Here is a 26,729-nt window from a genome sequence, read left to right as displayed (position 1 = left end):
TCGTTAAATGTGTCAATATTGATGTTTTTTTGTTGCTTTTGGGGTGAGGATTTAATTAGTTCATGGAAATCAACTATATACATGTTGTTTCTTATCTTTTCCGGAAATTTTACACTGTATGCTATTCACAAAATATGCAAGACGTTACGGATATAGTGTGCATAAAAAAATCGGCCTAACCTACATATGACCGACTCTATTCATTCAAAAAGCTATTATTTACTAATTGGTTATTATCGTTTTGATGTTCATTACCATGATTGACGAGACCCACCTTGCGCCTCATCGTCTGTGATCAATGAAGCCAACTTCGATTATCGATGTGTATCAATGCTAATACAGAACAATAAATGACCAACCAAATCAGATTGATGAACTAATCCCTTTAATTTCAGTCTGAATGTCCATATTTAATTTATTGACTGTTTCATTAAAGGACATATCAATCCATGTTGACGACTACATTCCAACGCCTTCAAACGTACCTGAATAGTCAGGTTATCGGTCAGCCTGATCTTGTTAAACAGTTAATGATTGCCTTGCTTGCAGACGGTCATATTCTGGTAGAAGGGCCTCCCGGCCTAGCGAAGACACGTGCCGTTAAGGTGCTGTCTGATTGTATTGAAGGGAGTTTTCACCGCATTCAGTTCACCCCTGACCTACTTCCCGCAGATCTAACGGGAACCGATATTTATCGCCCTGAAACCGGAGAATTTACCTTCCAGCCCGGGCCGATATTTAATGCCTTATTACTCGCTGACGAAATTAACCGTGCGCCGGCGAAAGTTCAAGCCGCCATGCTTGAGGCTATGGCTGAAAAACAGATCACAGCAGGGCGTAAAACTTATACCTTGCCAGAGCTATTTTTGGTCATGGCAACACAGAATCCGATTGAGCAAGAAGGAACGTATCCGCTGCCTGAAGCGCAGCTTGACCGCTTCTTGCTACAACTTAATGTTGAATATCCGAGCGCATCAAGCGAGCTTGAAATTCTACGACTAAACCGAGGGGAAGCGCTGGGAGTTCAACGCGCCGAACCAGTACAGATCAGCCAGCAAGAAATTTTTGCTGCCCGTAAAGAAGTTCTCAGCATTCATATGGCTGAAGAAGTTGAACAATATATCATTCGGTTAGTCATGGCGACGCGCCAACCAGAGCGGTATAGCAGCCAACTGGCCAGCTGGCTGCAAATGGGTGTCAGCCCACGTGCAACACTGGCCCTAGATCGTTGTGCTCGCGCGCACGCTTGGATCTGTGGCCGTGATTTTGTCACTCCAGAAGATGTACAACAAATGGCTTACCCTGTATTGCGCCACCGCCTACTGCTTAGCTATGAAGCACAAGCGGAAGCAATTGCTGCAGATACCATTGTTGAACAGCTTATTACACAGGTCGCATGCGCATGATCAAAAACACAATGACTCCTGCACTGCCTATGCACAGTGATGGCGTTAATTTGTGTCTGGCCGAGCTACTGCAATATAAAAACCAATCTGTGCGCTGGTTACCACCAGCGCAGAGTGTTTGGTCACAGCTCAATGGTCAGCACCAAAGCCAGCGCAAAGGTCGAGGGATGAACTTTTCTGAAGTGCGTCCCTATCAACCTGGCGATGATATACGCGCCATAGATTGGCGGGTCACCGCACGTACCGGAAAAACCCACACTAAGTTGTTTACGGAAGAACGTGAACAACCCGTTATGTTATTGATTGATTTGAGCCCCAGCATGATGTTTGGTTCACAACTCATGCTCAAGTCTGTACAAGCTGCTCACTTCAGCAGCTTATTAAGCTGGCTGGCTGTTAGCGAACAAGACCGTATTGGTGCGATCATTTATACTGGCCAGAAACTGATAGAATGCAAGCCCACTGCACGCCAGCAAGGCCCTCTTAAGGTTATTAACGCCTTGATTGAGGCGCATCAAGACTATCAGCTCAGTGCCGCCTCACCAGACACAACATCACTGCCCTTTGCCGATGCCTTGAAGCATTTGCATCATCTCTGCCCTAAAGGCAGCGAAATTGTGGTTCTGAGTGATTTCTACCAGCTGCAACAAAGTGATAAGCGACGACTTAGCCAACTGCGCCAACATAACCGAATTCAGTTTGTCCAACTGTATGACCCGCTGGAGCTTGGTCAAACAACCTTCAACGGGATTGAATATGTCGCAGACAGCCAGCAAGCAACCTGGCTGGATTTTTCTAAGGCTAAAACCCGCGATGGACTAAGCCAGCAATATCAGGCACATCAGGAATTCTTACAGTCACTCTGTAAACGTTTAGCTATTCCACTCCATACGCTTTCCGCCGCCGAGCCGTTAATGCAGCAATTAGGCTTTTCGGGAAAAACAACTGCCACTCAGCAGGGAGGACAACATGGCTAACCCAACAACAGTACAAACGCTGCCATTGGCTGATCTCCACCTGCCTAATGCGCCAAGCTTCTGGCCTCTATCTTGGGGATGGTGGTTGTGCCTTCTCTTTGCCATTGCTTTACTGGTCGTCGCCATGCACTGGATACAACGCAAGAAACTGCATAATCAGGCGCGTCGGGAAGCAATCAAGCTTCTAAAAGGGCTCAATTCACCCGCTCAATTTGATAAATTGAATTTACTATTACGGCAAATGGCTCTGACTTACCAACCTCGACAACACGTTGCAGGCCTAACCGGAGAGCAATGGCTCTGTTATTTGGATCAGCAACTACCTGTTAAACACCGTGGTTTCATGGCGCTATCTGCTGAATGGCAACAAGGGCTGTTTTCAGCAGCCCCACTCACGCCGGATCAGTTCAACGCCTGCTACCAACAGGCAAAAATTTGGATTGCTAGAGCAAATTTCGTGCAATCCTCTACTAAACGTCAAGAAGGCCAACATGTTTGAGTTTACATGGCTTTGGGCACTTGTTCTCTTGCCTCTGCCGTTTTTTGTTTACCGCTTCAGTAAGCCGTCGATTCAACCGTCAGCAATCCGACTGCCTAAACTGCCTACTGGGCTAGGGCAGCAACAACAAACCAGCCGCTGGCTGATCGGCCTGATGACTGTTGCTTGGCTGAGCTTAATTGTGGCGCTTGCGCGGCCTGTTTGGTATGGCGACCCGATAGAAATCAACCCTGAACATCGGGATATGATGCTCGCAGTCGATCTTTCAGGTTCGATGGCTATAGAAGATATGATCACAAACAATGGTGATAGTATTGACCGCTTAACGGCTGTCAAGAAAGTCTTACATGATTTCATTGGTAAACGTCAAGGCGACCGTCTTGGGCTGGTTGTGTTTGCAAATCATGCTTATTTGCAAACACCATTAACCTTCGACCGTAATACCGTTCAGCAGCAACTTGACCGTACTGTCCTTGGCTTAATTGGCCAAAGTACGGCAATTGGTGAAGGGCTTGGCGTTGCTACCAAAACCTTTATCGAAAGCGACGCCCCACAGCGTGTCATCATTTTACTCAGTGACGGTGCAAATACGGCGGGGGTTATCGATCCTATCGAAGCTGCAGAGCTTGCAGCGCGAAGTAATGTGACTATCTACACCATCGGTGTTGGCGCAGAGGAAATGCAACAACGTTCATTTTTCTCCACTCGAACAGTTAATCCCTCTCAGGACTTGGACGAAAAAATGCTCACTCGCATCGCCAAAATGACCGGTGGGCAATATTTCCGAGCCCGCAGTCCTCAGGAGCTTGAACAAATTTACCAACTTATCGATCAGCTTCAACCAATCAACAATGCCCAGCAAACTTGGCGTCCACGTCAAGAGCTATTCCGTTTCCCGCTGGCAATTGCATTACTGCTGTCTGTCATTATTGTTATTATGAGAAAGCGACATGGCTAGTTTTACATTTCTATATCCGCAATGGTTTGCAGCTCTGCTTCCATTAGCCTTGCTACTGCCATGGTTAACCCAACATAAGCAAAAGCAGGGGCTAATTGCTCCGCACCTCGCTGACAAGCTGGGTCTGAACCGCCTGACAAAGCAACGATCTATCCTGCCATGGCTAACGGCTTTATGGTTATTCACCGTCATCGCTCTGGCGGGACCAAGCTGGCAGAAAACCAAACTGCCAGCCTATAGCCTATCCGGCGCACGAGTATTGGTCATGGATATGTCTCGTTCTATGTACGCGACAGATGTCAAACCAAACCGCTTAGCTCAAGCTCGCTTTAAAGCGCTAGATCTACTCCCAGGATGGAAAGAAGGCAGTACGGGGTTAGTCACTTATGCCGCTGATGGCTATATCGTTAGCCCATTAACCCGCGACAGTAAAACGTTGGCGAATCTGATCCCTCACCTTTCACCTGAAATTATGCCGATCCAAGGCAGCAATGCCGCAGCGGGCATTCAACAAGCCATTGATTTATTAGAACAAGCAGGTCACGCCCAAGGAGATATCATATTAATCACCGATGGCCTCAGTGAGAAAGAATCGGCACAGAGCCAAAAATTGCTCACGAATACCCAATATCGATTATCCATACTGGCCGTCGGTACAACGCAGGGTGCTCCAATACAATTACCTGATGGCAGGCTTCTTACTAATAGCGAAGGAAAAACGGTCATTGCTAAAGTTGATCTCGATACACTGCTCCCCCTAACAAAAGAGACAGGCGGTCAACTACAACTGGCACAAACCTCCAATCGAGATGTTGATAGCCTGATAGCGGCGACAGCGAAACCATTTCACAGCACAAGTAAAGAAGAGAAAAAAGAGCTAGAAGAGCGCCTCAATAACGGTTTCTGGTTACTCATTCCCATCGTTATTATTGCCCTGTTTGGATTCCGCCGTGGGATCGTACTGGCTCTGCTTATCGCGATCACTCCTGTTGAATCAGTACATGCCGCAAGCTGGAAAGAGCCATTTCGCAATGATGACACTGTAGGCTTTGAGCTATTTGAACAAGGGCAGTTTGCTGAAGCGGCAAAACATTTCAATGCTCCCGCATGGAAAGGAGCGGCTGAATATAAAGCAGGGGAATATGACAAAGCCATTGAGACCTTGCGTCCCCTAAAGGACACCCATTCAAAATACAACCTCGCCAATGCCTACGCTCAGAACAAACAATTCGATCAGGCTGAGGCGCTGTATAAAGAATTACTCACCAGCGATCCCAATAACCCTGATATTAAACATAATCTTGATGTTATTCAGAAAATGAAAGAGCGACAAAAACAGCAAGATCAGAAACAGCAGCAATCTGGCAAGCAGTCACAGCAAGATCAGAAACAGCAGCAATCTGGTCAGCAGTCACCGCAAAATCAGAAACAACAGCAATCTGGTCAGCAGTCACCGCAAGATCAAAAACARCAGCAATCTGGTCAGCAGTCACCGCAAGATCAGAAACAGCAGCAATCTGGTCAGCAGTCACCGCAAGATCAAAAACAGCAGCAATCTRGTCAGCAGTCACCGCAAGATCAGAAACAGCAGCAATCTGGTCAGCAGTCACCGCAAGMTCAGAAACAGCAGCAATCTGGTCAGCAATCACCGCAAGATCAGAAACAGCGGAAATCTGGTCAGCAGGCCCAAACAGGCCAAGAACAGCAGCAAATGAGTACTGAAGAAAGTGGCGTTTCTGCCAGTGATCCTGTACTAAAAAAACTGGAGCAAGTACCCGATGATACTAGCGGCCTTATTCGCGCTCAGTTAATTTTGCAAGCTCGTCAAAAATCGGCCCCGACCGCCACTGAGAATTCATGGTAAACAAACAATGAAACGACTCGCTTATACTCAATCAAAACAGACGAATAAAGGTATGGTCGATAGAATGATCATACTTGCCACTAGCTTACTAATGCTATTCTCGGCGTCCAGCCAAGCCGCACAAGCGATTGCGACGGTGTCGAAAAATATTGTTGGCATCAACGAAGTGTTCCAACTTCAAGTCACTATTGATGATAACGTCAGTACTAATGCCCTCGATCTTTCTGTACTGGATAAAGATTTCAACTACGGTACGCCTCAGGTGAGTAGTAGTACCAGTATTATTAATGGTGTTGCCAGCCGGAATACTGAATGGTCCGTAGCATTAGCCAGTAAAAAAACAGGTGAACTAACCATTCCCAGCTTTCGAATAGGTGCAAGTCAAACTACACCCATTACGATCACCTCAATGAAGTCAGCTAATAATTCAACGGTGGACGCAAGCAAACCTGATATCAAAATTGACTATAATGTTGATAAAAATAAGCTTTATATCGGTGAAACTAGTCGATATACCGTCAAGATCCGTATTGGTGAACAGATGAGCCAAGCCGCCCTCCAAGCCCCGTATGGTGACGGGCTTGAAGTGAAACAGGACGGGGAAGACAACCAAATGGAAGCGGTACTCAATGGCCGTCGATATCTTATTATCACCCGCCACTACCAAATCACGGCTAATAAAGCCGGTGATCTATTACTGCATGGTGCAACGTTCTCCGGTACGATCATCAAAGGCGGGCGAGGCTTTGGTTCAACCCTCCGTATTCCATTTGAGGAGCAAGCGACAGATCTCACTATGCATGTCAAAGACAAGCCTGCAAATTATAAAGGACTCTGGCTTCCAACTGAAAGCCTACAACTCGAACAGCAATGGCAACCAACAAGTAGTGAGGTCAAGGTTGGAGAGCCATTAAACCGTACTATCACACTACGCATTAAAAATGCAGAGCAAAGCAGCTTACCAAATATCAACCTCAGCTATCCTGACTCTGTACGTGTTTATAATGAGAAACCTGTCTACGGTAATGATGACGGTTATACCACTATGACGGTCAAGCAAGTCATCATTCCACGAGAAGAAGGCAAATTAACCCTTCCCTCACTGTCTATTAATTGGTGGAACACAACAACAGGTAAGCAACAGACAAGCCATATCGACGGCAAAACATTAACTATCTTACCCGGTGAGGCAACAACGTCCTTTGTAACATCGCCACAAAATCTAGCCACAACGAATAACCGTGCCGAAGCACCCACAACCACAACAGTCGCAACTGCCGTACAAACGCAAAATAGTAACTGGTGGCCTTGGATAAGCCTCGTTTTAGGATTGTTATGGTTTAGCACCGTTATTCTGTGGCTGAACGAGCGAAAGCGACGTACTGCACTTACCGCTCATTTATCCGCTCAATCTTCAAGGGCATTCAGTGATATGCCTGAAACAGATTCTGTACTGGGGATGACAAAAGCACTTGCTGAAAATCAACCTATTTTACTGCAAACCTACTATCAACAATGGGCCAAACAAAACCCAGATCATCCACTTAGAGAAAAGCTCGATACCGCTATCTCTGAGCAGATGAAACGTCGGTATGCTAAAGAGCCAGAAACGGCTAATGAGTCAGTTAAACATCAATTAAGTAGCCTACTTCTTGAGCTCAAGAACAGTCATTACAAGGCAAAAAATATGAACCAAAGTGCACTAAAAACACTCATTCCATAAGTGATTTTAATCAAACAAATCAAAAATAAGCCCACTTTTTGTGGGCTTTTTAACAAGATTAAATTCCACTTACCTCTATATTTAACAACTTTTTCTGCTAAAGTCGTTTTGTAACAACTAGTTCTATAATCAGCTTGTTTTCATGTTGCTCATCGGTTAATTAAAAGTTTATTTAATCAATACTGGAAATATGCCAAAAATCCTGTTACAAAATGTGATTAAAGCAATATTAAATGCTTACACCCAAGCGACCTCAAGATGCTAGTTTCAGCGAGCATGTATTGGCTTCTAATCAATATGTAGATTTATCAACATAGTCACTCTACGTTAATAATCTACAACGCAAAGTAGCAGCCAGGACAACGACCCTTTGGGAGCGGAATCCACTCACTCTGAATCCTGCATAGTGAGGTAACTTAGGTATATAAGAAAACTATAAAATATGCAGGACATAACATGAATCAATCACAACCATTTTTAGCCCGAGTTGCAAATGGCAGCCTCGTGATACAGATACTCATCGGTATCATTGCAGGTGTCATCCTTGCACTAGTTTCACCCGCCTCTGCGATCAAAGTTGGTTTCCTAGGTGGACTTTTTGTCAGCGCGCTTAAAGCCGTTGCTCCTATCCTAGTCTTCATACTGGTGGCCTCTTCTATCGCAAATCAGAAGAAAGGCACACACACCAACATGAAGCCTATCATCATGCTGTACCTTTTTGGCACACTGATGGCGTCACTGACAGCTGTTACCATGAGTTTCATTTTTCCAACCACTTTAACTCTGGTTACCGGTGCTGCGCATGCGACCCCGCCTGAAGGCATTGCAGAAGTCATAAGCACCTTGTTATTCCAAATCGTTGATAACCCAATAAATGCACTCAAAAACGGTAACTTTATTGGCATCTTGGCATGGGCGATTGCACTCGGTTTTGCCCTTCACCAAGCCAGTGATGCAACCAAGCAAGTATTCCATGATGTATCGAACGGTATCACTTTAATTGTGCGCTTTGTTATTCGCCTTGCGCCAATTGGTATATTTGGTCTCGTGTCTAACACCTTCGCAGAGACTGGTTTTGATGCCTTATTAGGTTATGGCCATCTGCTAGCGGTACTACTTGGATCGATGGCGATCATTGCCTTTGTGATTAACCCAATCATTGTGCTTGCATTAACCAAAGACAATCCATACCCACTTGTGTTGCGCTGCGTACGTGAAAGCGGCATTACCGCATTCTTTACTCGAAGCTCTGCGGCTAACATCCCAGTAAACATGCAATTATGTAAAGATCTTGATCTGCATGAAGATACATACTCTGTTTCTATCCCACTGGGTGCAACTATCAATATGGCAGGTGCAGCAATCACGATTACTGTGCTAACTCTAGCAGCTGTTCATACCATGGGCATTGAGGTTGATCTCGCTACAGCAGTACTATTAAGTGTGGTTGCAGCGGTGTCTGCATGCGGCGCATCGGGTGTTGCTGGTGGTTCACTACTCTTGATCCCACTTGCATGTAGCTTATTTGGTATCCCTAATGAAATTGCGATGCAAATCGTTGCCGTTGGTTTCATCATTGGTGTCATTCAGGATTCAGCAGAAACTGCACTAAACAGCTCAACTGATGTTCTCTTTACCGCTGCTGCGTGTCGAGCTGCCGAGGCAAAGATAGAAGCGGCTGATATAGAAAATATAAAAGCCGCTTAATCTCTGAACGTTAACTTTTAATAAAAAAAATCCAGCATTGAAGAATGCTGGATTTTTTATTTGTACTTAAATACTTAATTCGTCACTTGAAAACTCGGAACAAACACCTCTACACGACGGTTTTGAGCGCGTCCCTGTTCTGTGTCATTAGGAGCAACAGGATCAAGCTCACCCTTACCTTGCGCGATAATACGGCTATTATCGATACCAAAGTACTTACCCACATAACCAGCAACCACTGCTGCACGCTCTTCAGAGAGTTTTTGGTTATATTCTACAGAACCACGGCTATCCGTATGGCCGACAACATATAATTTTGTATCCGGATAATCCACAAGCTGCTGAGCAACTGGCTGCAATAATTCTATATCTCGTTGAGTTAACTGATCGCTATCAAACGCAAAAGGTAACACAGCCCCAACAGCTTCAATGGTAATAATCTCCGGTGCTGGTACTGGCTCAGGCATTGGTTCTGGCTCAACAACCGCTACGGGTATCGGAGCTGGTGCTCCCCAATGATAAACTAAGCTCAAACCATAAAAATGAATGTCACTTTCACCCGGGCGGCTAGTTTCACCAACCTGATTATAATACTGATATTCAGCTCGAGCCGAGAGATCATTATTAAAGAAATATTCAGCACCTACACCAGCGGTTGCTGCTAGCCCACTTTTATCGACGTTAACGACACCGTTATCACCATCAAATACGAAGCCACCCGCTTTAGCATAAAGATCAAATGACTTTGATACTTCATAGGTGAACTTACCCACTAGATCGATACCTTGTACTTCGTATCCATCATTTAAATAATCGGCTTGTCCTAGGTACGTATACCCACCTTCTAAGCCAAACCAAGAGTTAACGTTATAACCGATAAAAAGACCACCACCCCAGTCATCTTTATCAATATCTTTTCCTTTCAACTCCCCGTCAAAATTATCAAAACTCGTCCCCCCTACTCGCGCCCCGGCATACCATGGGTTATCCGTCGCTGCTTGTACGGTTCCCGATATTAATAGAACCAGCGGAATTATTTTAAATATTTTAGTCACGATAGCTGTCTCCACGTTGTATTTACCACCTGCTTATTTACACAAACCACAACAACCAGTGCTGCAAAATAACAAATAGAACACCAATTACTATAAAGTGCAATCATTCACACAAAATAGTGACATAAAACACAAAATTACACAACATTATCGATATTGGTTAACAAATTTAGTCTTGAGCGTACGAATTATCGGCAAGTCAGTATAAAAAAGCCTGCTTGATCAGCAGGCTTCAACTCAACTATATTATGGAAGCACATTACATATTTTATTCCGCCATTGCTTCAGCAGTGGCATCCTCAACGGCCATAAATAAATAATCTACATGTCCGCGAGTCGACACCATCGGGTTAAGCGTCACATTCTGGTACATGAAAGGGGCTTGTTGAGTAATAGGCCTGACGTTACGGCATTTAAATAAATAGGGCCGTTGGCGCCAAATCAAAAAACTACGGCATTCTAATTCAAACACAGGTTTCGATTTTGCGATAAACCACTCTCTGGATATTTCTGGAAATATCTCGAATAGATTCTTTCCTATCACCTCATGTGCTTGCTTACCGCTATGGTGGGTCATAAACCCATTCCAGACGTGGACAGTAAAATCACGATCTAATACAACCAAACCGATATCGACATGCTGAACCATGTCGACCATCCAGTGGAATTGCTCAAACTCAGCAGGGAGTGACGACATGAATTAATCCTCATCCATCAAATAAGACAACTTGTTATCAAGTAAAGGCAATGATTCATCAACAAACATAAGTAGCAGCTCGCACTTAATCCCTGTCCCTTCAATCCCATAACTCACTTCAAACGTCATCGTTCGGCGCCAATTGCCTTCTGTTTTTTCAATCATATTATCGATTGAAGCATGTTGCCCAAGCACCATTGGATGACTTTGATAGAACTTTACTTCAGCCTGCTGCCCTAACCCTTTCAAGAAAGACCCCACAAGAATATTACTGACATCCATCAACAATTCGAGCTCAGTATCTACCCCTTCTGTGACTGGATAATTCATCATCGTCATTAAATCAGAGACACTGGAATCACTCAAGAGCACCAAGGCCTCCCCAGCAATACCCTCACCACTAAACCCCTGACAAACTCCTGACATACTACTATTACTTGCCAGATGTCGCATCGTCATATGCAACTCACTGACCTCGAAAACATTCACATTTGGTAGAGGTAAGTGAACAAATACATTGAAATGACGCGCCAATGAATCAGCGGCTCGGCCAATTGCGACGTTAGCGACTTCTAAATAAATATCACGACGCCGAAGCGCTGGTGTCACAACACGCTGAATCACACTCTCTAAATTTAATGAATCAACAGGCTTAAGAAGCGACTTCAGCAACGATCTTAGCTGCTCTTTGTCTATTGGTTTTTTTAAAAACTCAATCGCACCCAGCGCCTTTACCCTAGCCTGCGCTTGGGGCTGAATATCCCCAGAAACAACAATTATTCTGATATCAATATTTTTCTGACGAATCGCTTCAAGCGTTTGATAACCATCCATCACGGGCATTGTCAAATCAAGAAACATTAAATCAAAGTGTGACTGTTCCAGCTCACGCATTGCCTCTAGGCCATTAACCGCAAACGTCACATCAGCATGAATGGACGTTGGCAGGGAGCGAGCCATCTGCTTTCTTGCTAAAGCAGAGTCGTCACAAATAAGAATTGATGTTGACATTTTTTCCCTAATCAATTTAAACATCCTCACTATCGAGGATTAACCACAGGGGTATATTAACAGTACAGCTAGGTATAAGATCAATACCCCTAATTTTTTTCGGTTTTCATTGCCGTTACTGCACAGTAAAATCATCTCACTTTTACACATCGCTTTATTTACGACTCACACATTATGAATGATCATGACTTACTTATAAATCGTCAGCAGAAAGCACTATCTGTGGGTATTATTGGGGGGGGGATTGCAGGCTCAACCATTGCACTGCAGTTGGCTGAACTAGGCATTCAAGTCGAACTCTTTGAAGAAGGCCGTAGTCTAGTTAATGGTCCCCCAATTTGCCATCTCCATGCAGGTGGTAACCTCTATCGGGAAATTGACGACGAGCAGTGTGTTACGTTACTCACACAATCCATTGAGACACTCAAAATTTACCCACATAGCGCCAACATACGTCCAACGGTTATTGCAGTACCTCTCCATGACAAGAGTGACCCATCAGCGTTATTACCAAGATTGATTCTGCTGCAACAAGCCTATCAACAATTGGTAGATGATGACTCAAGCAATCAGGTACTAGGAAAGCCTGCACATTATTTTAAATGTTATGACCGCGATACTCTTGATGCTCTTGCGCGCAAAGAACCTCCAACTATACCTGTACAATTAGATGATTGGATGATTCCTGTTGCAAAAAATCTTGATCTCGACGAGCTCAAATACCCGCTAGTCCTAGTACAAGAATATGGTTTAAGTGTGTTTCGCTTAGCGGCAACAGCGAATCTTGCCCTCTCTCACTTACCTAATTGCAACCTTCATACATCCAGCAAAGTCACGCAAATTCATCAAATTGAAAATGCGCGTTGGTCAATTACATACCATGCTGCTGAGACTAACGACACCGTGCAATCGAAGAAGCAGATAGTTGTTGATTACCTTGTCAACGCCTGCGGTTTTCAGACTGGTGCTATTGATGATATGGCTAAATTAAAACGCCAACGCCTTGTTGAGTTCAAAGCCGCTTATGTCACTCAATGGCAAGATAGCCAAGGGGTCTGGCCTGAGATCATATTTCATGGAGAAAGAGGGACACCAAACGGTATGGCGCAGTTAACGCCTTACCCTGACGGATTTTTCCAACTGCACGGAATGACTGAAGAGATCACACTATTTAAAGAGGGGCTGGTTGCCAGTACAGAAGAAAGTGCTCAACCCGTATTAAACGAAACATTCACTCAAAAAATTAAGCATGGCTGGCAAATTGACGAGGTTAATTGTCGCTCACAACGCGCAATATCACATATGTCACGTTTTGTACCTCGGTATAAAACAGCCACTGTTGGTGGACAACCGCTATTTGGCGCTCAGCAGATCCCTGGAGAAGATGCATCACTGCGCGCGGCCGATATATCCTTTGACGGGCATCGCTACGCACGAACAGAAATCGTTAAGGCCTCATCCGCCTTATCCGCTGCACATAGCATTATCGCTCAACTGTATTGTGATGGTTTGCTTCATCACCACACTGAGTATAGTCAAGCAAGACCATCGATTACCGCATCACTAACACGGCAAGATATCGAAACCAAAGCCATTGAACTGGCGATTGAACGCAATTACCCGCCCGCTCTTGCAAAAACACTGTCCTATCCATTAGTGGAGAGTGCTTAACCCATCACAAAAAATAGAGCTAACGATAAAAGACTGCGAGCCAGATAGTTTCAATGTCTGGCTCAGTCCATGACACTCGATGCCGTTGGTGGGCGGGAATATTAATATAATCGCCTTCATTGAGCTCTATCTCTCGCATTCCGTTCTCAAACAGTATTCGCCCCTTCCCTTTAACGACCATAACCCATTCATGTTCATCTTGATCATACCACTCACCATCTGCGGTCACGTGCCCGCGAGAGACAATACGCTCAATACGCGTATGCTCACTTATCACAAGATTGTTCAATAATTCTTGCGGTAAATGAGTAGGCACTGAGGTAAATATATTATTCATATGGGTGCGACTTCGGCCTATTATTCTGGTCGGGGGATTTCAATATCAATCTTTTGATTAAGCTCTTCAAGCTCTTGTTCTAACGCAACTAATTGAGCCATTTCTTCATCAACCCTGCTCAATTTTGCTTCATACTTATCACAATCCGCCTGTGATACCCAGTTCCAACTGGTTCCTGATTTAAATTCGTCGCATGCCTGCTTGAATTCATTAGCAACTTGGGTGGCCTTTTTTACACTTACCTTGGCTTCAATAACTTGTTTCTGTAAAAGTAACTGCTGCTGATACAGGGCCTTCGAATTATCCAGCACTACTTTCTGCTTCTCTGCGGTACTGGTTAATTTCACCACTTGAGTATCGAGCTTTTTGGTCGTAACCGCCATGGTCTGTTGTTGCTTCTGCAACGATGCCAGTTGATCACGACATGCTTGCTTCTGAGCATCAAGATCGAGCCGAGCTTGAGCCAGCTCCGCATCTACTTTCTCAATCGCTAAGGTTTTTGCTGTTTCAAGTTGCTGTAATTGAGCCTGCATATCTGCATACTGCGCGGTTAATTGTCCATTTTGCTGCGCCAGTTCATTATAGTCTTCCTGACTGGGTCCTGAGCTGCTGTACCAAGCCCCACCCACCAGCACACCACCAAGCATAATCCCTGCGACTAACGATACTTTCCAGGATCTCATACGATTCATGTCCACTTGATACCGATTTAACCATTATTGATGACTGAACATACTCTACTCAGTTCAACGTCAATATATGTCATATTTATAACAAACTTACTGATAAAACAATACAGTAAGATTAATGTAGACTGTGACCCAAGCCACGTCATCGTTCAGATAAGTTCAAAGCCAAATCACCGGGTTTGATCCACCCTATTTTTCGCATCAATTCAGAAAAGAACAAAGCCAGTAGCGCCGGTAATACAAAATGCATCAGAATAATAGTGAGATATATTTCACCATTCTGCCAGCCAGCCGCTTCTAATGCGCTAACAGTCTGAATTTGACCAACCAATCCAGAGGTTCCCATTCCAGCTCCAAGAGGGGTGTTCTCTAATGCAAAAATCATCGTTGCGATGGGTCCTAAAATGGCAGACGCCAAAATGGTTGGTAACCAAACTTTATGATTTTTAATAATATTCGGCATTTGCAACATCGAGGTACCCAGCCCTTGTGCCGCAAGTCCAGCCCAGCGATTTTCTCGGAAACTCATTACCGCAAAACCAACCATTTGTGCGCAACATCCAACCGTAGCCGCCCCTGCGGCTAATCCATTAAGGCTTAGCATTATTGCAATTGCCGCACTACTGATAGGTAAAGTCAGTGCCATACCCATCAATACAGAGACAATCATACCCATTAATAATGGTTGTAACTGAGTGGCATACATAATTACGCCCCCCAACGATGTCATCATGGTGCCAATATAAGGACCAATGAAGGTGCCCACCGCCACGCCACTGATAATCGTCACGGCTGGCGTAACAAGAATATCAACCTTCGTTTCATTAGCGACTATCTTGCCGCACTCTGTCGCGCACACCGCTGCAACAAAAGCACCGACCGGCCCTCCAAGCACCGCCCCCGCAGCACCAACAGTTGTTACAGAAAACATCACTAATGGTGGTGCCTTAAGCGCATAGGCTACCGCTACAGCAATAGCAGGGCCCGTCATTTCTTGGGCTAACGGCCACAAAGTGTCAGTAAAAAGAGGGACCCCTAATTTACTCCCCAACGTATTGAGGATCGAGCCAATAAGCAATGAGGAGAACAACCCAAGCGCCATAAAGCTCATAGCATGAATGAAATACGTCCGAGCAGAAAAAGAGATATTCTTACGCGTTAGAAACGCCTTAAATCGTAAATGCTTAGGTAATGATTGGGGTTGTTGCATAATTCTGTAAGCTACTGCTATTTTGTAAACCAATTTGACGGATTCTATCTCACTAACACACTATTTTTCAAAGAATGTTTTACCCCGCATTCGCTGATAAAAATCAGCTTTTGATCTCATTCAAGCGTTTAAACAATCAATCCGTTTCACTCACTTTTCGATCAGAGCCCCATAACATCACCGACAAAAACTATTAACTTTTTACTTGGTACCATATCACCACTTAGGTTTACGCTATCGTTCACCACAATAAGGTTGCCCCATGATAAGCTCTCCTCTTATCGTCACTCGGTTATCACAATTAGCTGCAACTATCGCATTAGCCATCAGCCCATTTTATCTCAACGCCGAGGGCTCCGAGCTCTCATTCTCCGTCATGCGGGCCACAGATGCCCCCAAAGCAAACCTCTTTCAGAACAACTTCAATGATCATGCTATAAACACGTATCTGGCCAGTGAAAAACTCGATGGCATTCGCGCTATCTGGACAGGTAAACAGCTCGTTACCCGCAAAGGCAATCTAATCCATGCCCCAACATGGTTTACCGCAGCACTGCCTGATGATATGAGCGTTGAAGGTGAGCTCTGGCTAGGTCGTAAGCAATTCCAATCACTATCCAGCATTGTGCTTGATACCCAGCCAAATGATGACCAATGGAAAAACGTCAAATTCATGCTGTTTGATAGCCCTTCAACGACAGGAGGATTTCAAGACAGGTTAAACATACTGAACCAGCTAGTAAGCACAAACAGCGCCGATTTTATTCAAGTGATCCCACAACAAACTTTGCTAAATAGCATCGATATTGATCAATTTTTCACTCAGGTTGAACAGCTAGGTGGCGAAGGCATCATGCTTCATCATCAAGATAACCCTTACCAAGCCGGTCAAAGTACAGGGATACTAAAGGTAAAATCCCATCAGGATAGCGAAGCAATAGTGGTAGGCTACGAGCCTGGTTCTGGGAAATATGTTGGCATGATGGGCTCTGTTTGGGTATTAACTGCTGATAACATCAGATTCAAAATTGGCTCTGGGTTTCGTGATGTCGATAGAAAAAAACCACCTGAAATAGGCAGTATCATCCAATTTCGTTATAACGGCTATACAGACCGAGGGATCCCTCGATTTGCCCGTTATGTACGGGTACGTCACCACCCCGACAGCTAACAGGCTGTTTTCTGCAAGCTATTATTCATTTTAGGTTCACATCTGAACAGTTATAATTGTCGACAAGCTACCTCAAGATACTCGCTTCAGCGAGCCTGTCTTGGCGGCTAATCAAGGCAAAGATTTGTAGTCATCGTTGTTCTACATACAAATCCGCAGCGCCGAGCAGAAGCCAACGCTTTATTAATACAATCAAAAAGTTGAGGGATACGTCAGCACTCCACGCAGGTGGAAAACAAGCTTGAATGGGATACTATTTCCGCACATATTTCATTAAATTGAGCTTGCTGATCCCATCCTGAATCCTGCATTTTGAGGTAACTGGGGTATATTACTATGAATATAAAGAGCAAATTACTCGCTATTCTTTTATTGTTCTTCTGTATTTTGCCAAGGAGTTACGCCACGGTTGCGTTGGAAATAGAAGAAGATCATGATGAGGTTATGTTGGCAGTCCAACAGGGGCTTATTCAACCTTATTCCGCTCTGCAGGCCATCGTCAATAAACAATTACGCGGCCGTATTATTCAAGTCGAGCTGGAAGAAGATGATGACGTTTGGGTCTATGAGTTAAAACTCATTGATCCCAATAACAACATCGTCAAAGTGGAATATGAAGCCAAAAACCTCTCAATCATTGAAATAAAAGGCCGTGGATTGGAACATATTATCAAGGTGTCAGAATGAAAGTACTTGTCGTCGAAGACGAAATCACACTGGGTGAACAAGTCGTTGCCGGATTAGAGAGCAATGGCTGGGTTGCCGAACTCTCCTGCGATGGTATCGATGCGCTCTACAGAGGAACGTCCGAGCCGTGGGACGCCATTATTCTTGATCTTGGCTTACCTAAACTTGATGGACTGACCGTACTTAAAAGCATCCGTGAAGAGAATGTCTCATGCCCAGTCATTATCCTGAGCGCCAGAAATGAACTCACACAGCGTGTCGAAGGGCTCAACGCCGGTGCCGATGACTATTTGACGAAGCCTTTCCAAATGGTTGAATTAATAGCCCGACTACGCGCCCAAGTGCGCCGTTCAACAGGAAATGCCTCACCCGTTATCCAAGTCAATGGGCTCAGCCTTGACACCCGGACATCAAAGGTCACTTACAACGGTGAAAATATTGATCTCACAGCATTAGAGTTCAAAGTACTGTCATACATGATACACAACGCCGACAAAGTCATTTCGAGAACTGAATTGGTCGAACATATCTATAAACAAGATTTTGACCGAGACTCCAATACTATCGAAGTATTTATTGGCCGAATACGTCGCAAAATTGGCAGTGATGTCATTAAAACCGTACGGGGACTAGGATACCGTATCAATGGCAATTAAAGTACCAGAACGTCAGTTGCCCAGCCTTCGCAGCCGCTTGCTTCTTGCCGCGGCTGTTTGGTTATTGGGCATTACCATTTCTGCCGGATACATCGTGCCCTCATTCATCAAGCATTATCTGGTCGATCAAGAGAATCAGCAGCTTTTTCTCTATCTTGATGAGTTGACGGCCCAAACGGAAGTCGATCATAGTGGCACCTTGTTGCCCCCAAAATCTCTTGCAAATCCACGCTTTCAGCAGCCATATAGCGGACTGTACTGGACCATGAGTCTCAATGGGACCGAACTTCGTTCTCGTTCATTGTGGGATACCCAAATTACGGGTAACAGCCAAACAGGCTTTATCGGTCCCAACCATCAATCTCTACTGGTTGTACATCGTCAATTTCGGCTTCCCGAAACCGATCACCCCGTTGAGCTGACCATTGCTGCGAATCAAGATGTCTTACTCGATACACTTCAGCAACTCACACATAGGCTGTGGTTTATCCTTGCAGTGATGGCCGTTGGTGTGCTCATGCTAATATGGCTGCAAGTCAGCTGGTCTTTATTGCCACTTAAGCGCTTACAAATTGATCTTAAGCAAGTGCGTGAAGGTAATGATTCTGAACTGACTGGTGCCTACCCAGCTGAAATTCGCCCTGTTGTTGACGATCTCAACGCTTTGCTATTTCATTATCAAGAACTGTTAGAGCGAGCCCGTAACCACGCTGGTAATCTCTCTCATGCCCTGAAGACCCCTATCGCCGTATTGTATAACGAAGTAGATAACCTACAGCCAGAAGAACAAGCACGATTAACGCCATCGTTACAGCAACTGCAACAGCAGATTAACTATCATCTAGGGCGTGCTCGCATGGCTGGTGCCGTCAACATCCTTTCTACTCGCACAGCAGCATCAACACGTGTTGATGCCATTTCAATGGCAATGGATAAGGTCTATGCCTATCGACATGTCATACTGGTTAATGAGTTGGCGAGCGACCTGATGATTGCAGTAGAAAAAAGTGACCTCGATGAGCTTATTGGAAACTTGATTGAAAATGGCTACAAATGGGCTCATAGCCTTATTCGTGTTCATCATAGCGAATGCGACACTAAATTTATTCGGATCATCATTGAAGATGATGGGCCAGGCATTGAAGACGATGCCTATCAAAATGTACTAAAGCGCGGCGTCCGGCTTGATGAGACAACACCGGGCACAGGTCTTGGCTTAAATATTGTCAATGAGCTGGCTCATAGCTATCGTGGTGAGCTATTTCTCAGCCGGAGTGTGCTCGGAGGCTTAAAAGCTGAGCTAATACTGCCAAAACCACGAAATTAGCCGTTAATCACACTCCTAACTTGGCCAGTAAACCAAGTTTATAATTCTAAGGACGATACCAATGACTATGCAACTTATCCCAATACGATACCATTTATACTCAGCGCCTATCATACTGATCCGGGAGTAAAACATTTTCACAATTCCTGACCAATCACTGGTGCGTCGTCCATACTGAGCCATGCTAATGAGGAGCATACACAGTCCTGCGATCAAAAGCAGATGTTCAGAAAGGCTCATTGTTACTTGTACCATGACAGATTCCTTTTTTCGTCAACTACAATAAGACAACTAGCTAAAAATTACGCGTTAAAGAGGTGACCTGCAATTAGACTATGGTAGGAATGATACTGATCTATCACGCCACCGCATCGTTACACGGTAACTTGTGTATTTATCGTAACTACACAATAATTCGATGAAAATAACCCCAATCATCAAACTTTATATGCTTATACACTGTGTTTAGTGTAGAATCCGGCCCCCGGAATTATTAACGAAGGTATCGAGGCGACATGCAATTACTCGAATCAAAACTACATAAAATTGACCGTCACAATTACCGCAGCTATTCCAGCTTGCGCGGTGAATACCACTTCGTTGACTTCGATTTCTTCATTGATATCACTCAGGCAGATCCTTTTGCACCTGCGTCACGAGTTCGTGCCCGCCGTAAGTGGTCATTAACTGATCTTGAGTGGCTAAAAGAAAAATCCCCCGTTTATCAGCGTGCAGCCCGAGACTTCATTGCTCGCCACTTTGCCGATCTCGCTCAGCAGATCAATGACATTCAAATTGATCGCCCAGGCCAAACGGTGCTGGACCGCACTGCCGTCGTATTCGATGACGATGCACTAGAGCTTCGTTTTCGCGTTAACCTGCCTTCTGACGGCCGTACTATCATCGCGAAGAAAACAGCAAACCTACTCACCTTCACTATGCCTAAAATCATTCGTCGCGCCACGATTGCCCGTGAGCTGCCAATGGATGAGCTAAAGCGCCATTGTGAGACAATTGAAGATCAGGTTGCCCTGCGCCAACAGCTTGCAGAAAACAATTTGATGGCCTTCATTGCTGATGACAGTATCCTGCCACGTCATGCGGGTAACAGCGATTTGCCAATGGCAGATGCCGTTCCATTCGTCAGCCCTGAAAAACTGGCCGTTGAGTTGACTGCACCACACCGAGGTAAAGTACGAGGTATGGGGATACCGAAAGGGATCACCATGATTGTCGGAGGTGGCTTCCACGGTAAATCAACATTGCTCAATGCCATTGAGAGCTCTGTCTATGACCACATTCCTGGCGATGGCCGTGAGTACATCGTAACTGATGAAACCGCGTCAAAAATCCGAGCTGAAGATGGCCGCTGTGTCCACAATGTGGATTTAACACCATACATTAGTAACTTACCGATGGGTAAAGACACCAGCATGTTTGCCACTCAGAATGCCTCTGGTTCAACATCGCAGGCGTCATGGTTGCAAGAATCCATCGAAGCAGGCTCGAATGCTCTACTAATCGATGAAGATACATCGGCATCTAATTTTATGATCCGTGACGAACGTATGCAGGCATTGATCACTAAAAGTGATGAGCCTATCACACCACTGGTTGACCGTATCTCACTGCTACGTGATCAATTAGATATTTCTGTTCTGCTCGTGATGGGCGGCTCAGGAGATTATTTGGATGTCGCTAACACCGTTATCCAAATGCATAACTACCAAGCCGTTGATGTGACCGAAAAAGCGAAGGCTGTAGTGGCTTCACACCCTACCCGCCGCCAGCTTGAAGGCTCAGCTGAAATTACCCGTCCACGCACCCGTAAACTCAACCGCAGTGGTCTGAAAGATCAATTGGAAGATGGTAAATTCCGCATTCAGGTTAAAGACAAAACATCCATGCGTTTTGGTCGTGAGTTAGTTGATCTGCAAGCATTAGAGCAAGTTGCCGATTCAAGCCAGCTACATGCCATTGGTTGGTTATGGTTCCAGATGGCTCAAGGCAAAGGCTGGGAAAAAGCCCCAAGTAAAGCCTTCGGCCAAATGCTGGCTAACGATGACTGGTTCCGTTCAATGCCAAACTATGGTGATATTGCCAAGCCTCGCGTTATCGAAGTGATGGCAGTACTGAACCGCATGCGTAAAGCAGACTTCCAGTAAGCATTTATAATTTTTTCAGACACTAGACTGTCTGAAAAAGATAAAAAAAGCCCGCAATTCTCATTGCGGGCTTTTCAATATACAGAATTTTACTTATCGTAAAATCAACTAATAAACTGTTATTTTACAAACCATTACACTTTAGCCTTAAAACGGTAGAACACCGTTGCAAGAGGCGGCAAATCAAGTGTTACCGATTGTGCTAAACCACAAGCAGGCTGCATTTCTGTTACTAAGGCTGACTTAATTGATGCCTGACTCCCCCAATACATCTCATCATCAGTATTGAGTAGCAGCTCATAAGTGCCTTCTACTGGTACACCAAGCACATAGCCTTCACGAGGAACCGGCGTAAAATTAGTCACCACCAGCACTTTATCGCCGTTTAACGCAAAACGCTCATGCGCTAGCACACAGTTATCAGCGTCATCCTGCATTCGCCATTCAAAGCCAGCAGGATCACAATCTAACTCAAATAATGCAGGGTCTGAGGTATACAGGTGATTGAGATCTTTCACCAATGCCTGCATGCCGCTATGACGAGGATACTGCAGCCAATGCCATTCAAGTTGACCTTCATGCGCCCATTCAGCACTTTGCGCAATTTCAGCCCCCATAAAGTTCAGCTTCTTACCAGGCTGGCCATACATGTAGCCCATGTAAGCACGTAAATTGGCCGTTTTTTGCCACTCATCGCCTGGCATTTTATTCAGTAGTGACCCTTTCCCGTACACCACTTCATCATGGGACAAAGACAATACATAATTTTCACTGAATGCATATACCATAGGGAAAGTAATGGTATTGTGGTGGTACTTGCGATAGATCGACTCTTCCTTAATGTAAGACAGGCTGTCGTGCATCCAACCCATATTCCACTTAAATCCAAAGCCTAAACCGCCCATATTCGTCGGTTTCGTCACACCAGGAAAGGCCGTTGATTCTTCAGCAATCGTCATCGCATTAGGGTAATGCAGATAAACTTCCTCATTCACCCACCGCAGAAGGCTGACAGCATCGAAGTTTACGTTGCCACCTTCGTGATTAGGGATCCATTGATCATGCTCTCTTGAATAATCGAGATAAAGCATGGAAGCAACAGCGTCTACCCGAAGCCCATCAATATGGTAATGTTCGAACCAGAACAACGCATTAGAGACTAAGAAACGGCGAACATGATCACGGGCATAATCATAAATATAACTCTGCCAATCTTGGTGCCAGCCGCGACGAGGATCTGGATCATTGAATAATGCTGTCCCGTCAAAATTAGCCAGACCGTGATCGTCAGATGGAAAATGGGCAGGTACCCAGTCAAGCACAACACCAATGTTTGCTTGATGGCACTGATCAACGAAATATTTAAAATCATCTGGCGAGCCATAGCGGCTAGACGGTGCAAACAAGCCAATTGGCTGGTAACCCCAGGAGCCATAGAATGGGTGTTCTGATACAGGCATTAACTCAACATGGGTATATCCCATTTCAGTCAAATACGGGATCAATTCAACCGCTAACTCTCTGTAGGTTAGTAACTCACCCTGCTCATTAGTCCGCCACGAACCAGCATGCAATTCATAAAATGACAGTGCTTGTTGATGCTTCGCTGTTACAGCTCTGGCTTGCCACTCTCGATCTTGCCACTGATATTTCGACTGGTCATAAACCTTCGAAGAAAAAGAGGGATACTGCTCACTATAATAACCCCAAGGATCGGCCTTATGCGGCAAACCATTCCCAGCACTATCTTTCAGCTCAAATTTGTATAACGTGTCTTCTGCGAGATCTGGTACAAAAAGCCCCCACAAACCATTATCGAGACGCTGCATCGGATGTCGACGGCCATCCCACGCATTAAAGTCCCCGACGATACTTGCAGCGGAAGCATTGGGAGCAAAAACAAGGAAACGTACACCGGAAACAGGCTGATTACCTCGGTTCAAGGTGATCAGCTGTGCACCCATTTCTCGATGCATTTGAGATGGGGTCTCCAATGCATCGTAAGATGATACGAGATTATGAAATTGATACGGGTCGATAATGATTTGTTCGCCGTTAGGCCAACCAACAACGAGTTGATAAAGTGCAGTGGTAAAATCGATATTGCTCTCTAATATAAAGCCACTTTCAGCTTCACGAGTTAGAGAAAAACGTTCACCATTTTCAATAAGCACATCGACAGTATCAGCACCTGGCATATACACACGCAGTGCAACACCATCAGACTGATACTGAGGTCCTAGAAATGAAAATGGATCTGAATATGCAGCCCTTTCGAGCTGCATGTATTCCTTATCACTGCGGGTCACTAATAATGTGTCCAACGCATTACTCCTGATTACGATTTTTGTGATGCTTCTTCTCGCGTTTCAGTTAAACGGCGAGTCAAATCAACAATGTTCTCGCGTGTAAATATATCATCAAGCGTGGTCGATAATTTACGACGCCAGTTTGGGTATTCATCCACAGTACCTGGAATGTTCACAGGCTGATCCATTTCAAGCCAATCTTCAAGCTGTAAACTCAGCAGTGCACTTGCCCCAGCAGCAAGGTGTAATTGCATCGCTTCACTCAGGTACCTGTCCATAGGCACATATGCAGCATTATGCCCAACACCTTCAGGAAGATAACCATGCCAGGCTAAACTATCAAGAATTTTCTGTTTGCTTTCTGCACGACTTTCAAACAAACCTTGCAACTGCTTCTCATCTGGATACAAGCCAAGCTCTGCCCCCATCTTCAAATCATCACAATGCCAGAATCCACGTAATGTTGGCATGTCATGGGTACACAGCGCCGCCATCGATTGGTCAGCATAATGTGTCGGTGAATAGAAACCACCGTCTTCCGCGGTCTCGAAGAAGAATACCTTATACGAATGGATGCCTGCTGTCGCTAACTTATCTACAATCTCGTCAGGCACGGTACCCAGATCTTCACCAATCACAGTACACTGATGACGATGGCTTTCTAAGGCCAAAATAGACATCATGTCTTCAACAGGATAATACATGTACGCGCCGTTTTGGGCTGAATCCCCTTTCGGAATCCACCACAAGCGTAGCAAACCTAAAACGTGGTCAATACGCAAAGCACCGCAGTTGCGCATATTGGCACGCAATAACTGAATATACGGTTCATAAGCACGTTCTTTCAATACTTCAGGGTTCAATGGTGGAAGGCCCCAGTTTTGACCAAGAGGACCTAGGATATCAGGTGGCGCCCCGACACTAACATCTTGACATAATGCACCGTGGTCAGCCCAACTTTCAGAACCTGAATCACACACACCAACAGCAAGGTCACGGTATAGTCCCATCACCATGCCCTTCTCTTCAGCCAGCTCATTCACTTCAGCAAGCTGACTATCCGCTAACCACTGCAGGTACATATAAAGTTGTACTTGCTTTTCATTATTCTTAATGAAAGTTTGGACAGCTGTATTATCAAAATGACGATATTTTTCAGGGAAAACAGGCCAACCCCAAATTGAATCATCTTCCGCTTTTAGTTTTGCATGCAGGGCATCAAATGCTGCTTGATGAAGCAGGCTTTCGCCACCCTCTTCTACAAATGCCAAAAATTGTTGTCCACGCGCCGTTTTTTTCTCTAAATGGCGTGCACAAAATGTCTCAAACAATAATGGCAGTATGGCCATTTTCAAGCATGACACTTCGCTATAGTTGACCCAATTTGCATCACGAGCGTCATTCAAACGCTGTTGAAATTCAGGACTACCAACTAACTGCTGAGCCTCATCACATTGTGCAAACTCACACACAGAGCTTACATCAATATACATCAGGTTTAACCAGCGACGAGAAGAAGGGCTATATGGGCTTGCTCCTTCAGGGTTCGCAGGGAATAGTGCATGAATAGGGTTCAAACCAACAAAATCACCACCGCGAGCAGCCACATCAGCAACGAGCTGTTTCAGATCGCCGAAATCACCAATACCCCAGTTATGGTTGGTGCGAATTGAATACAGCTGGACGCTGGTACCCCATAGTTTCTTATCAGCAAGCAAGCTTTCCTGCTTGTAGCAAGATTGTGGAGTGACGATCAAAGTCATTTCAAATGGAGATTTACGACGTTTACGGTAAATGCCAAGTTTGTGATAGCCCAGAGCCAGATCGTTTGGCAAGGCGAAAACTAAATTCCCCCCCTGTTCACGATCATCTGACACTAACTGAGACTGTAGCCACCCCTCTAAAACATCACCTTGTTCTGTCTCTAAACGCCAGCTGAAGTCACTGATGCGTGCACTCTGGCCAAGAAACATTTCAACGTGCATAGGTTCGCCACTACGCACCACTTTTACCGGCGCTAAAACGTCTGGTCGTTGCCTTTTATTGGCCGATTCCAGTAATGCTTCATCATTTTGTGTGTCGTAACCTAAAGCAGTAAGCAGACGACGAATAGTATCGTTATCAACTTTGGCTTCATCTCCCCAAGCGCTGACATAACTATCGGCAATACCTACCATCTCAGCAACTTGTTTTAATACTTGATCATCTTTCATTGTTCTCTCCGTTAACAGCCACACGGCTGCTACGATGTTAGGATTTTGCTGCTATCAATTCAGACTTTGATACCAGCCTGAACAGGCTTCACCATTCAGACTGGCATTTTCACGAAATAAATTAACGAGTGATCGGTTCTAACTTCCAAATGTTATTCGCATAATCACGAATACTGCGATCTGAACTGAACTTACTCATCAATGCCGTGTTCAGGATGGCTTTACGCGCCCACATCTTTTGATCACGGTATTGCGTATCGATCTTCTCGTGTGTTTTCAGATAATCCGCAAAGTCTGCCAAGACTAAATAAGGATCACCGCCATCCAGCAAGTTATGACGAATTGCCGCCAGTTGACCGGGTTTACCTGGCGTAAACTCATCCGTTTCCAGTAAATC

General features: G+C 44.9%; 22 protein-coding genes. 13 read left to right on the top strand and 9 right to left on the bottom strand.

All coding sequences use genetic code 11. The features are described from left to right. Positions 1-449: 449 nt before the first annotated feature. The 7 genes from L4D12_RS15980 (at position 450) to sstT (ending at position 9,134) form a co-directional block, all read left to right on the top strand. A complete protein-coding gene (locus tag L4D12_RS15980; RefSeq protein WP_428448847.1) occupies positions 450-1,406 on the top strand; it encodes an AAA family ATPase in 957 nt (318 codons plus the stop codon). After that, positions 1,403-2,383, top strand: coding sequence for a DUF58 domain-containing protein (locus tag L4D12_RS15975; protein ID WP_428448846.1), 981 nt, complete (start codon positions 1,403-1,405; stop codon positions 2,381-2,383). Before L4D12_RS15980 ends, L4D12_RS15975 begins: the two co-directional genes overlap by 4 nt. After that, entirely contained in the window at positions 2,376-2,882 is a 507-nt protein-coding gene (locus L4D12_RS15970) for a DUF4381 domain-containing protein (RefSeq protein WP_428448845.1), read from the top strand. The genes L4D12_RS15975 and L4D12_RS15970 overlap by 8 nt, the downstream gene beginning before the upstream one ends. Beyond that, positions 2,875-3,840: a vWA domain-containing protein gene (locus L4D12_RS15965; protein ID WP_428448844.1), complete on the top strand. Its 966-nt coding sequence runs from the start codon at positions 2,875-2,877 to the stop codon at positions 3,838-3,840. Before L4D12_RS15970 ends, L4D12_RS15965 begins: the two co-directional genes overlap by 8 nt. Then, positions 3,833-5,704 (top strand): VWA domain-containing protein, encoded by a 1,872-nt coding sequence (locus L4D12_RS15960; protein WP_428448843.1) that lies wholly within the window; start codon positions 3,833-3,835, stop codon positions 5,702-5,704. Before L4D12_RS15965 ends, L4D12_RS15960 begins: the two co-directional genes overlap by 8 nt. A 7-nt stretch (positions 5,705-5,711) precedes the next feature. Then, a complete protein-coding gene (locus L4D12_RS15955) occupies positions 5,712-7,427 on the top strand; it encodes a BatD family protein (protein WP_428448842.1) in 1,716 nt (571 codons plus the stop codon). A 456-nt stretch (positions 7,428-7,883) separates the two neighbouring features. Continuing rightward, complete coding sequence (sstT, locus tag L4D12_RS15950) at positions 7,884-9,134, top strand: serine/threonine transporter SstT (protein WP_428448841.1); 1,251 nt, start codon at positions 7,884-7,886, stop codon at positions 9,132-9,134. A 74-nt stretch (positions 9,135-9,208) separates the two neighbouring features. Here the strand turns inward: sstT and L4D12_RS15945 are convergent, their stop codons facing one another. From L4D12_RS15945 to L4D12_RS15935, 3 genes are all read right to left on the bottom strand, one after another. After that, complete coding sequence (locus L4D12_RS15945; protein WP_428448840.1) at positions 9,209-10,189, bottom strand: OmpA family protein; 981 nt, start codon at positions 10,187-10,189, stop codon at positions 9,209-9,211. A gap of 268 nt (positions 10,190-10,457) precedes the next feature. Continuing rightward, the gene (locus L4D12_RS15940; protein WP_428448839.1) at positions 10,458-10,886 is read right to left on the bottom strand and encodes a PAS domain-containing protein; all 429 of its coding nucleotides are present in this window, start codon (positions 10,884-10,886) and stop codon (positions 10,458-10,460) included. Positions 10,887-10,889: 3 nt separating this feature from the next. Beyond that, positions 10,890-11,897, bottom strand: coding sequence for a response regulator (locus L4D12_RS15935; protein ID WP_428448838.1), 1,008 nt, complete (start codon positions 11,895-11,897; stop codon positions 10,890-10,892). 174 nt (positions 11,898-12,071) lie between these two features. Here L4D12_RS15935 and L4D12_RS15930 point away from each other — a divergent pair, with 174 nt between their 5' ends. Then, the gene (locus L4D12_RS15930; protein ID WP_428448837.1) at positions 12,072-13,568 is read left to right on the top strand and encodes an NAD(P)-binding protein; all 1,497 of its coding nucleotides are present in this window, start codon (positions 12,072-12,074) and stop codon (positions 13,566-13,568) included. A gap of 19 nt (positions 13,569-13,587) precedes the next feature. Here L4D12_RS15930 and L4D12_RS15925 read toward each other — a convergent pair whose 3' ends face one another. From L4D12_RS15925 to L4D12_RS15915, 3 genes are all read right to left on the bottom strand, one after another. Continuing rightward, positions 13,588-13,905: a cupin domain-containing protein gene (locus tag L4D12_RS15925; RefSeq protein ID WP_428448836.1), complete on the bottom strand. Its 318-nt coding sequence runs from the start codon at positions 13,903-13,905 to the stop codon at positions 13,588-13,590. Positions 13,906-13,925: 20 nt separating this feature from the next. Beyond that, positions 13,926-14,588 carry a chromosome segregation ATPase gene (locus L4D12_RS15920; RefSeq protein WP_428448835.1) on the bottom strand — a complete coding sequence of 221 codons (663 nt, stop codon included), beginning with the start codon at positions 14,586-14,588 and terminating at the stop codon, positions 13,926-13,928. A 148-nt stretch (positions 14,589-14,736) separates the two neighbouring features. Next, entirely contained in the window at positions 14,737-15,804 is a 1,068-nt protein-coding gene (locus L4D12_RS15915; protein WP_428448834.1) for a PTS sugar transporter subunit IIC, read from the bottom strand. Between the two features lie 262 nt (positions 15,805-16,066). On the opposite strand from L4D12_RS15915, the gene L4D12_RS15910 reads away from it, so the two are divergent. From L4D12_RS15910 to L4D12_RS15890, 5 genes are all read left to right on the top strand, one after another. Next, positions 16,067-16,975, top strand: a complete 909-nt coding sequence (locus L4D12_RS15910) for a DNA ligase (protein WP_428448833.1) — start codon at positions 16,067-16,069, stop codon at positions 16,973-16,975. A gap of 336 nt (positions 16,976-17,311) precedes the next feature. After that, positions 17,312-17,662 carry a PepSY domain-containing protein gene (locus L4D12_RS15905; protein WP_428448832.1) on the top strand — a complete coding sequence of 117 codons (351 nt, stop codon included), beginning with the start codon at positions 17,312-17,314 and terminating at the stop codon, positions 17,660-17,662. Beyond that, entirely contained in the window at positions 17,659-18,318 is a 660-nt protein-coding gene (locus L4D12_RS15900; RefSeq protein ID WP_428448831.1) for a response regulator transcription factor, read from the top strand. The genes L4D12_RS15905 and L4D12_RS15900 overlap by 4 nt, the downstream gene beginning before the upstream one ends. Beyond that, positions 18,308-19,645 (top strand): ATP-binding protein, encoded by a 1,338-nt coding sequence (locus tag L4D12_RS15895; protein WP_428448830.1) that lies wholly within the window; start codon positions 18,308-18,310, stop codon positions 19,643-19,645. Before L4D12_RS15900 ends, L4D12_RS15895 begins: the two co-directional genes overlap by 11 nt. Positions 19,646-20,160: 515 nt before the next feature. Then, positions 20,161-21,810, top strand: a complete 1,650-nt coding sequence (locus L4D12_RS15890; protein ID WP_428448829.1) for a P-loop domain-containing protein — start codon at positions 20,161-20,163, stop codon at positions 21,808-21,810. A gap of 134 nt (positions 21,811-21,944) precedes the next feature. Here the strand turns inward: L4D12_RS15890 and glgB are convergent, their stop codons facing one another. The 3 genes from glgB to L4D12_RS15875 all read right to left on the bottom strand — a co-directional run. Beyond that, complete coding sequence (glgB, locus tag L4D12_RS15885) at positions 21,945-24,095, bottom strand: 1,4-alpha-glucan branching protein GlgB (RefSeq protein WP_428448897.1); 2,151 nt, start codon at positions 24,093-24,095, stop codon at positions 21,945-21,947. A gap of 53 nt (positions 24,096-24,148) precedes the next feature. Continuing rightward, positions 24,149-26,332, bottom strand: a complete 2,184-nt coding sequence (gene malQ, locus L4D12_RS15880) for a 4-alpha-glucanotransferase (RefSeq protein ID WP_428448828.1) — start codon at positions 26,330-26,332, stop codon at positions 24,149-24,151. A 121-nt stretch (positions 26,333-26,453) separates the two neighbouring features. Next, the coding region (locus tag L4D12_RS15875) for a glycogen/starch/alpha-glucan phosphorylase (protein WP_428448827.1) at positions 26,454-26,729 on the bottom strand (276 nt) is incomplete at its 5' end.

This window comes from Photobacterium nomapromontoriensis (assembly GCF_050336815.1).
Lineage (GTDB): Bacteria > Pseudomonadota > Gammaproteobacteria > Enterobacterales > Vibrionaceae > Photobacterium > Photobacterium nomapromontoriensis.
This window is presented reverse-complemented; position numbering and strand designations above follow the sequence as displayed.

What these genes read in the sequence shown, in the direction of transcription:
- L4D12_RS15980 (WP_428448847.1), top strand. Translation starts at nt 450, where the DNA reads ATGTTGACGACTACATTCCAACGCCTTCAAACGTACCTGAATAGTCAG.
- L4D12_RS15975 (WP_428448846.1), top strand. Translation starts at nt 1,403, where the DNA reads ATGATCAAAAACACAATGACTCCTGCACTGCCTATGCACAGTGATGGC.
- L4D12_RS15970 (WP_428448845.1), top strand. Translation starts at nt 2,376, where the DNA reads ATGGCTAACCCAACAACAGTACAAACGCTGCCATTGGCTGATCTCCAC.
- L4D12_RS15965 (WP_428448844.1), top strand. Translation starts at nt 2,875, where the DNA reads ATGTTTGAGTTTACATGGCTTTGGGCACTTGTTCTCTTGCCTCTGCCG.
- L4D12_RS15955 (WP_428448842.1), top strand. Translation starts at nt 5,712, where the DNA reads ATGAAACGACTCGCTTATACTCAATCAAAACAGACGAATAAAGGTATG.
- sstT (WP_428448841.1), top strand. Translation starts at nt 7,884, where the DNA reads ATGAATCAATCACAACCATTTTTAGCCCGAGTTGCAAATGGCAGCCTC.
- L4D12_RS15940 (WP_428448839.1), bottom strand. Translation starts at nt 10,886, where the DNA reads ATGTCGTCACTCCCTGCTGAGTTTGAGCAATTCCACTGGATGGTCGAC.
- L4D12_RS15935 (WP_428448838.1), bottom strand. Translation starts at nt 11,897, where the DNA reads ATGTCAACATCAATTCTTATTTGTGACGACTCTGCTTTAGCAAGAAAG.
- L4D12_RS15930 (WP_428448837.1), top strand. Translation starts at nt 12,072, where the DNA reads ATGAATGATCATGACTTACTTATAAATCGTCAGCAGAAAGCACTATCT.
- L4D12_RS15925 (WP_428448836.1), bottom strand. Translation starts at nt 13,905, where the DNA reads ATGAATAATATATTTACCTCAGTGCCTACTCATTTACCGCAAGAATTA.
- L4D12_RS15920 (WP_428448835.1), bottom strand. Translation starts at nt 14,588, where the DNA reads ATGAGATCCTGGAAAGTATCGTTAGTCGCAGGGATTATGCTTGGTGGT.
- L4D12_RS15915 (WP_428448834.1), bottom strand. Translation starts at nt 15,804, where the DNA reads ATGCAACAACCCCAATCATTACCTAAGCATTTACGATTTAAGGCGTTT.
- L4D12_RS15910 (WP_428448833.1), top strand. Translation starts at nt 16,067, where the DNA reads ATGATAAGCTCTCCTCTTATCGTCACTCGGTTATCACAATTAGCTGCA.
- L4D12_RS15905 (WP_428448832.1), top strand. Translation starts at nt 17,312, where the DNA reads ATGAATATAAAGAGCAAATTACTCGCTATTCTTTTATTGTTCTTCTGT.
- L4D12_RS15900 (WP_428448831.1), top strand. Translation starts at nt 17,659, where the DNA reads ATGAAAGTACTTGTCGTCGAAGACGAAATCACACTGGGTGAACAAGTC.
- L4D12_RS15895 (WP_428448830.1), top strand. Translation starts at nt 18,308, where the DNA reads ATGGCAATTAAAGTACCAGAACGTCAGTTGCCCAGCCTTCGCAGCCGC.
- L4D12_RS15890 (WP_428448829.1), top strand. Translation starts at nt 20,161, where the DNA reads ATGCAATTACTCGAATCAAAACTACATAAAATTGACCGTCACAATTAC.
- glgB (WP_428448897.1), bottom strand. Translation starts at nt 24,095, where the DNA reads ATGCAGCTCGAAAGGGCTGCATATTCAGATCCATTTTCATTTCTAGGA.
- malQ (WP_428448828.1), bottom strand. Translation starts at nt 26,332, where the DNA reads ATGAAAGATGATCAAGTATTAAAACAAGTTGCTGAGATGGTAGGTATT.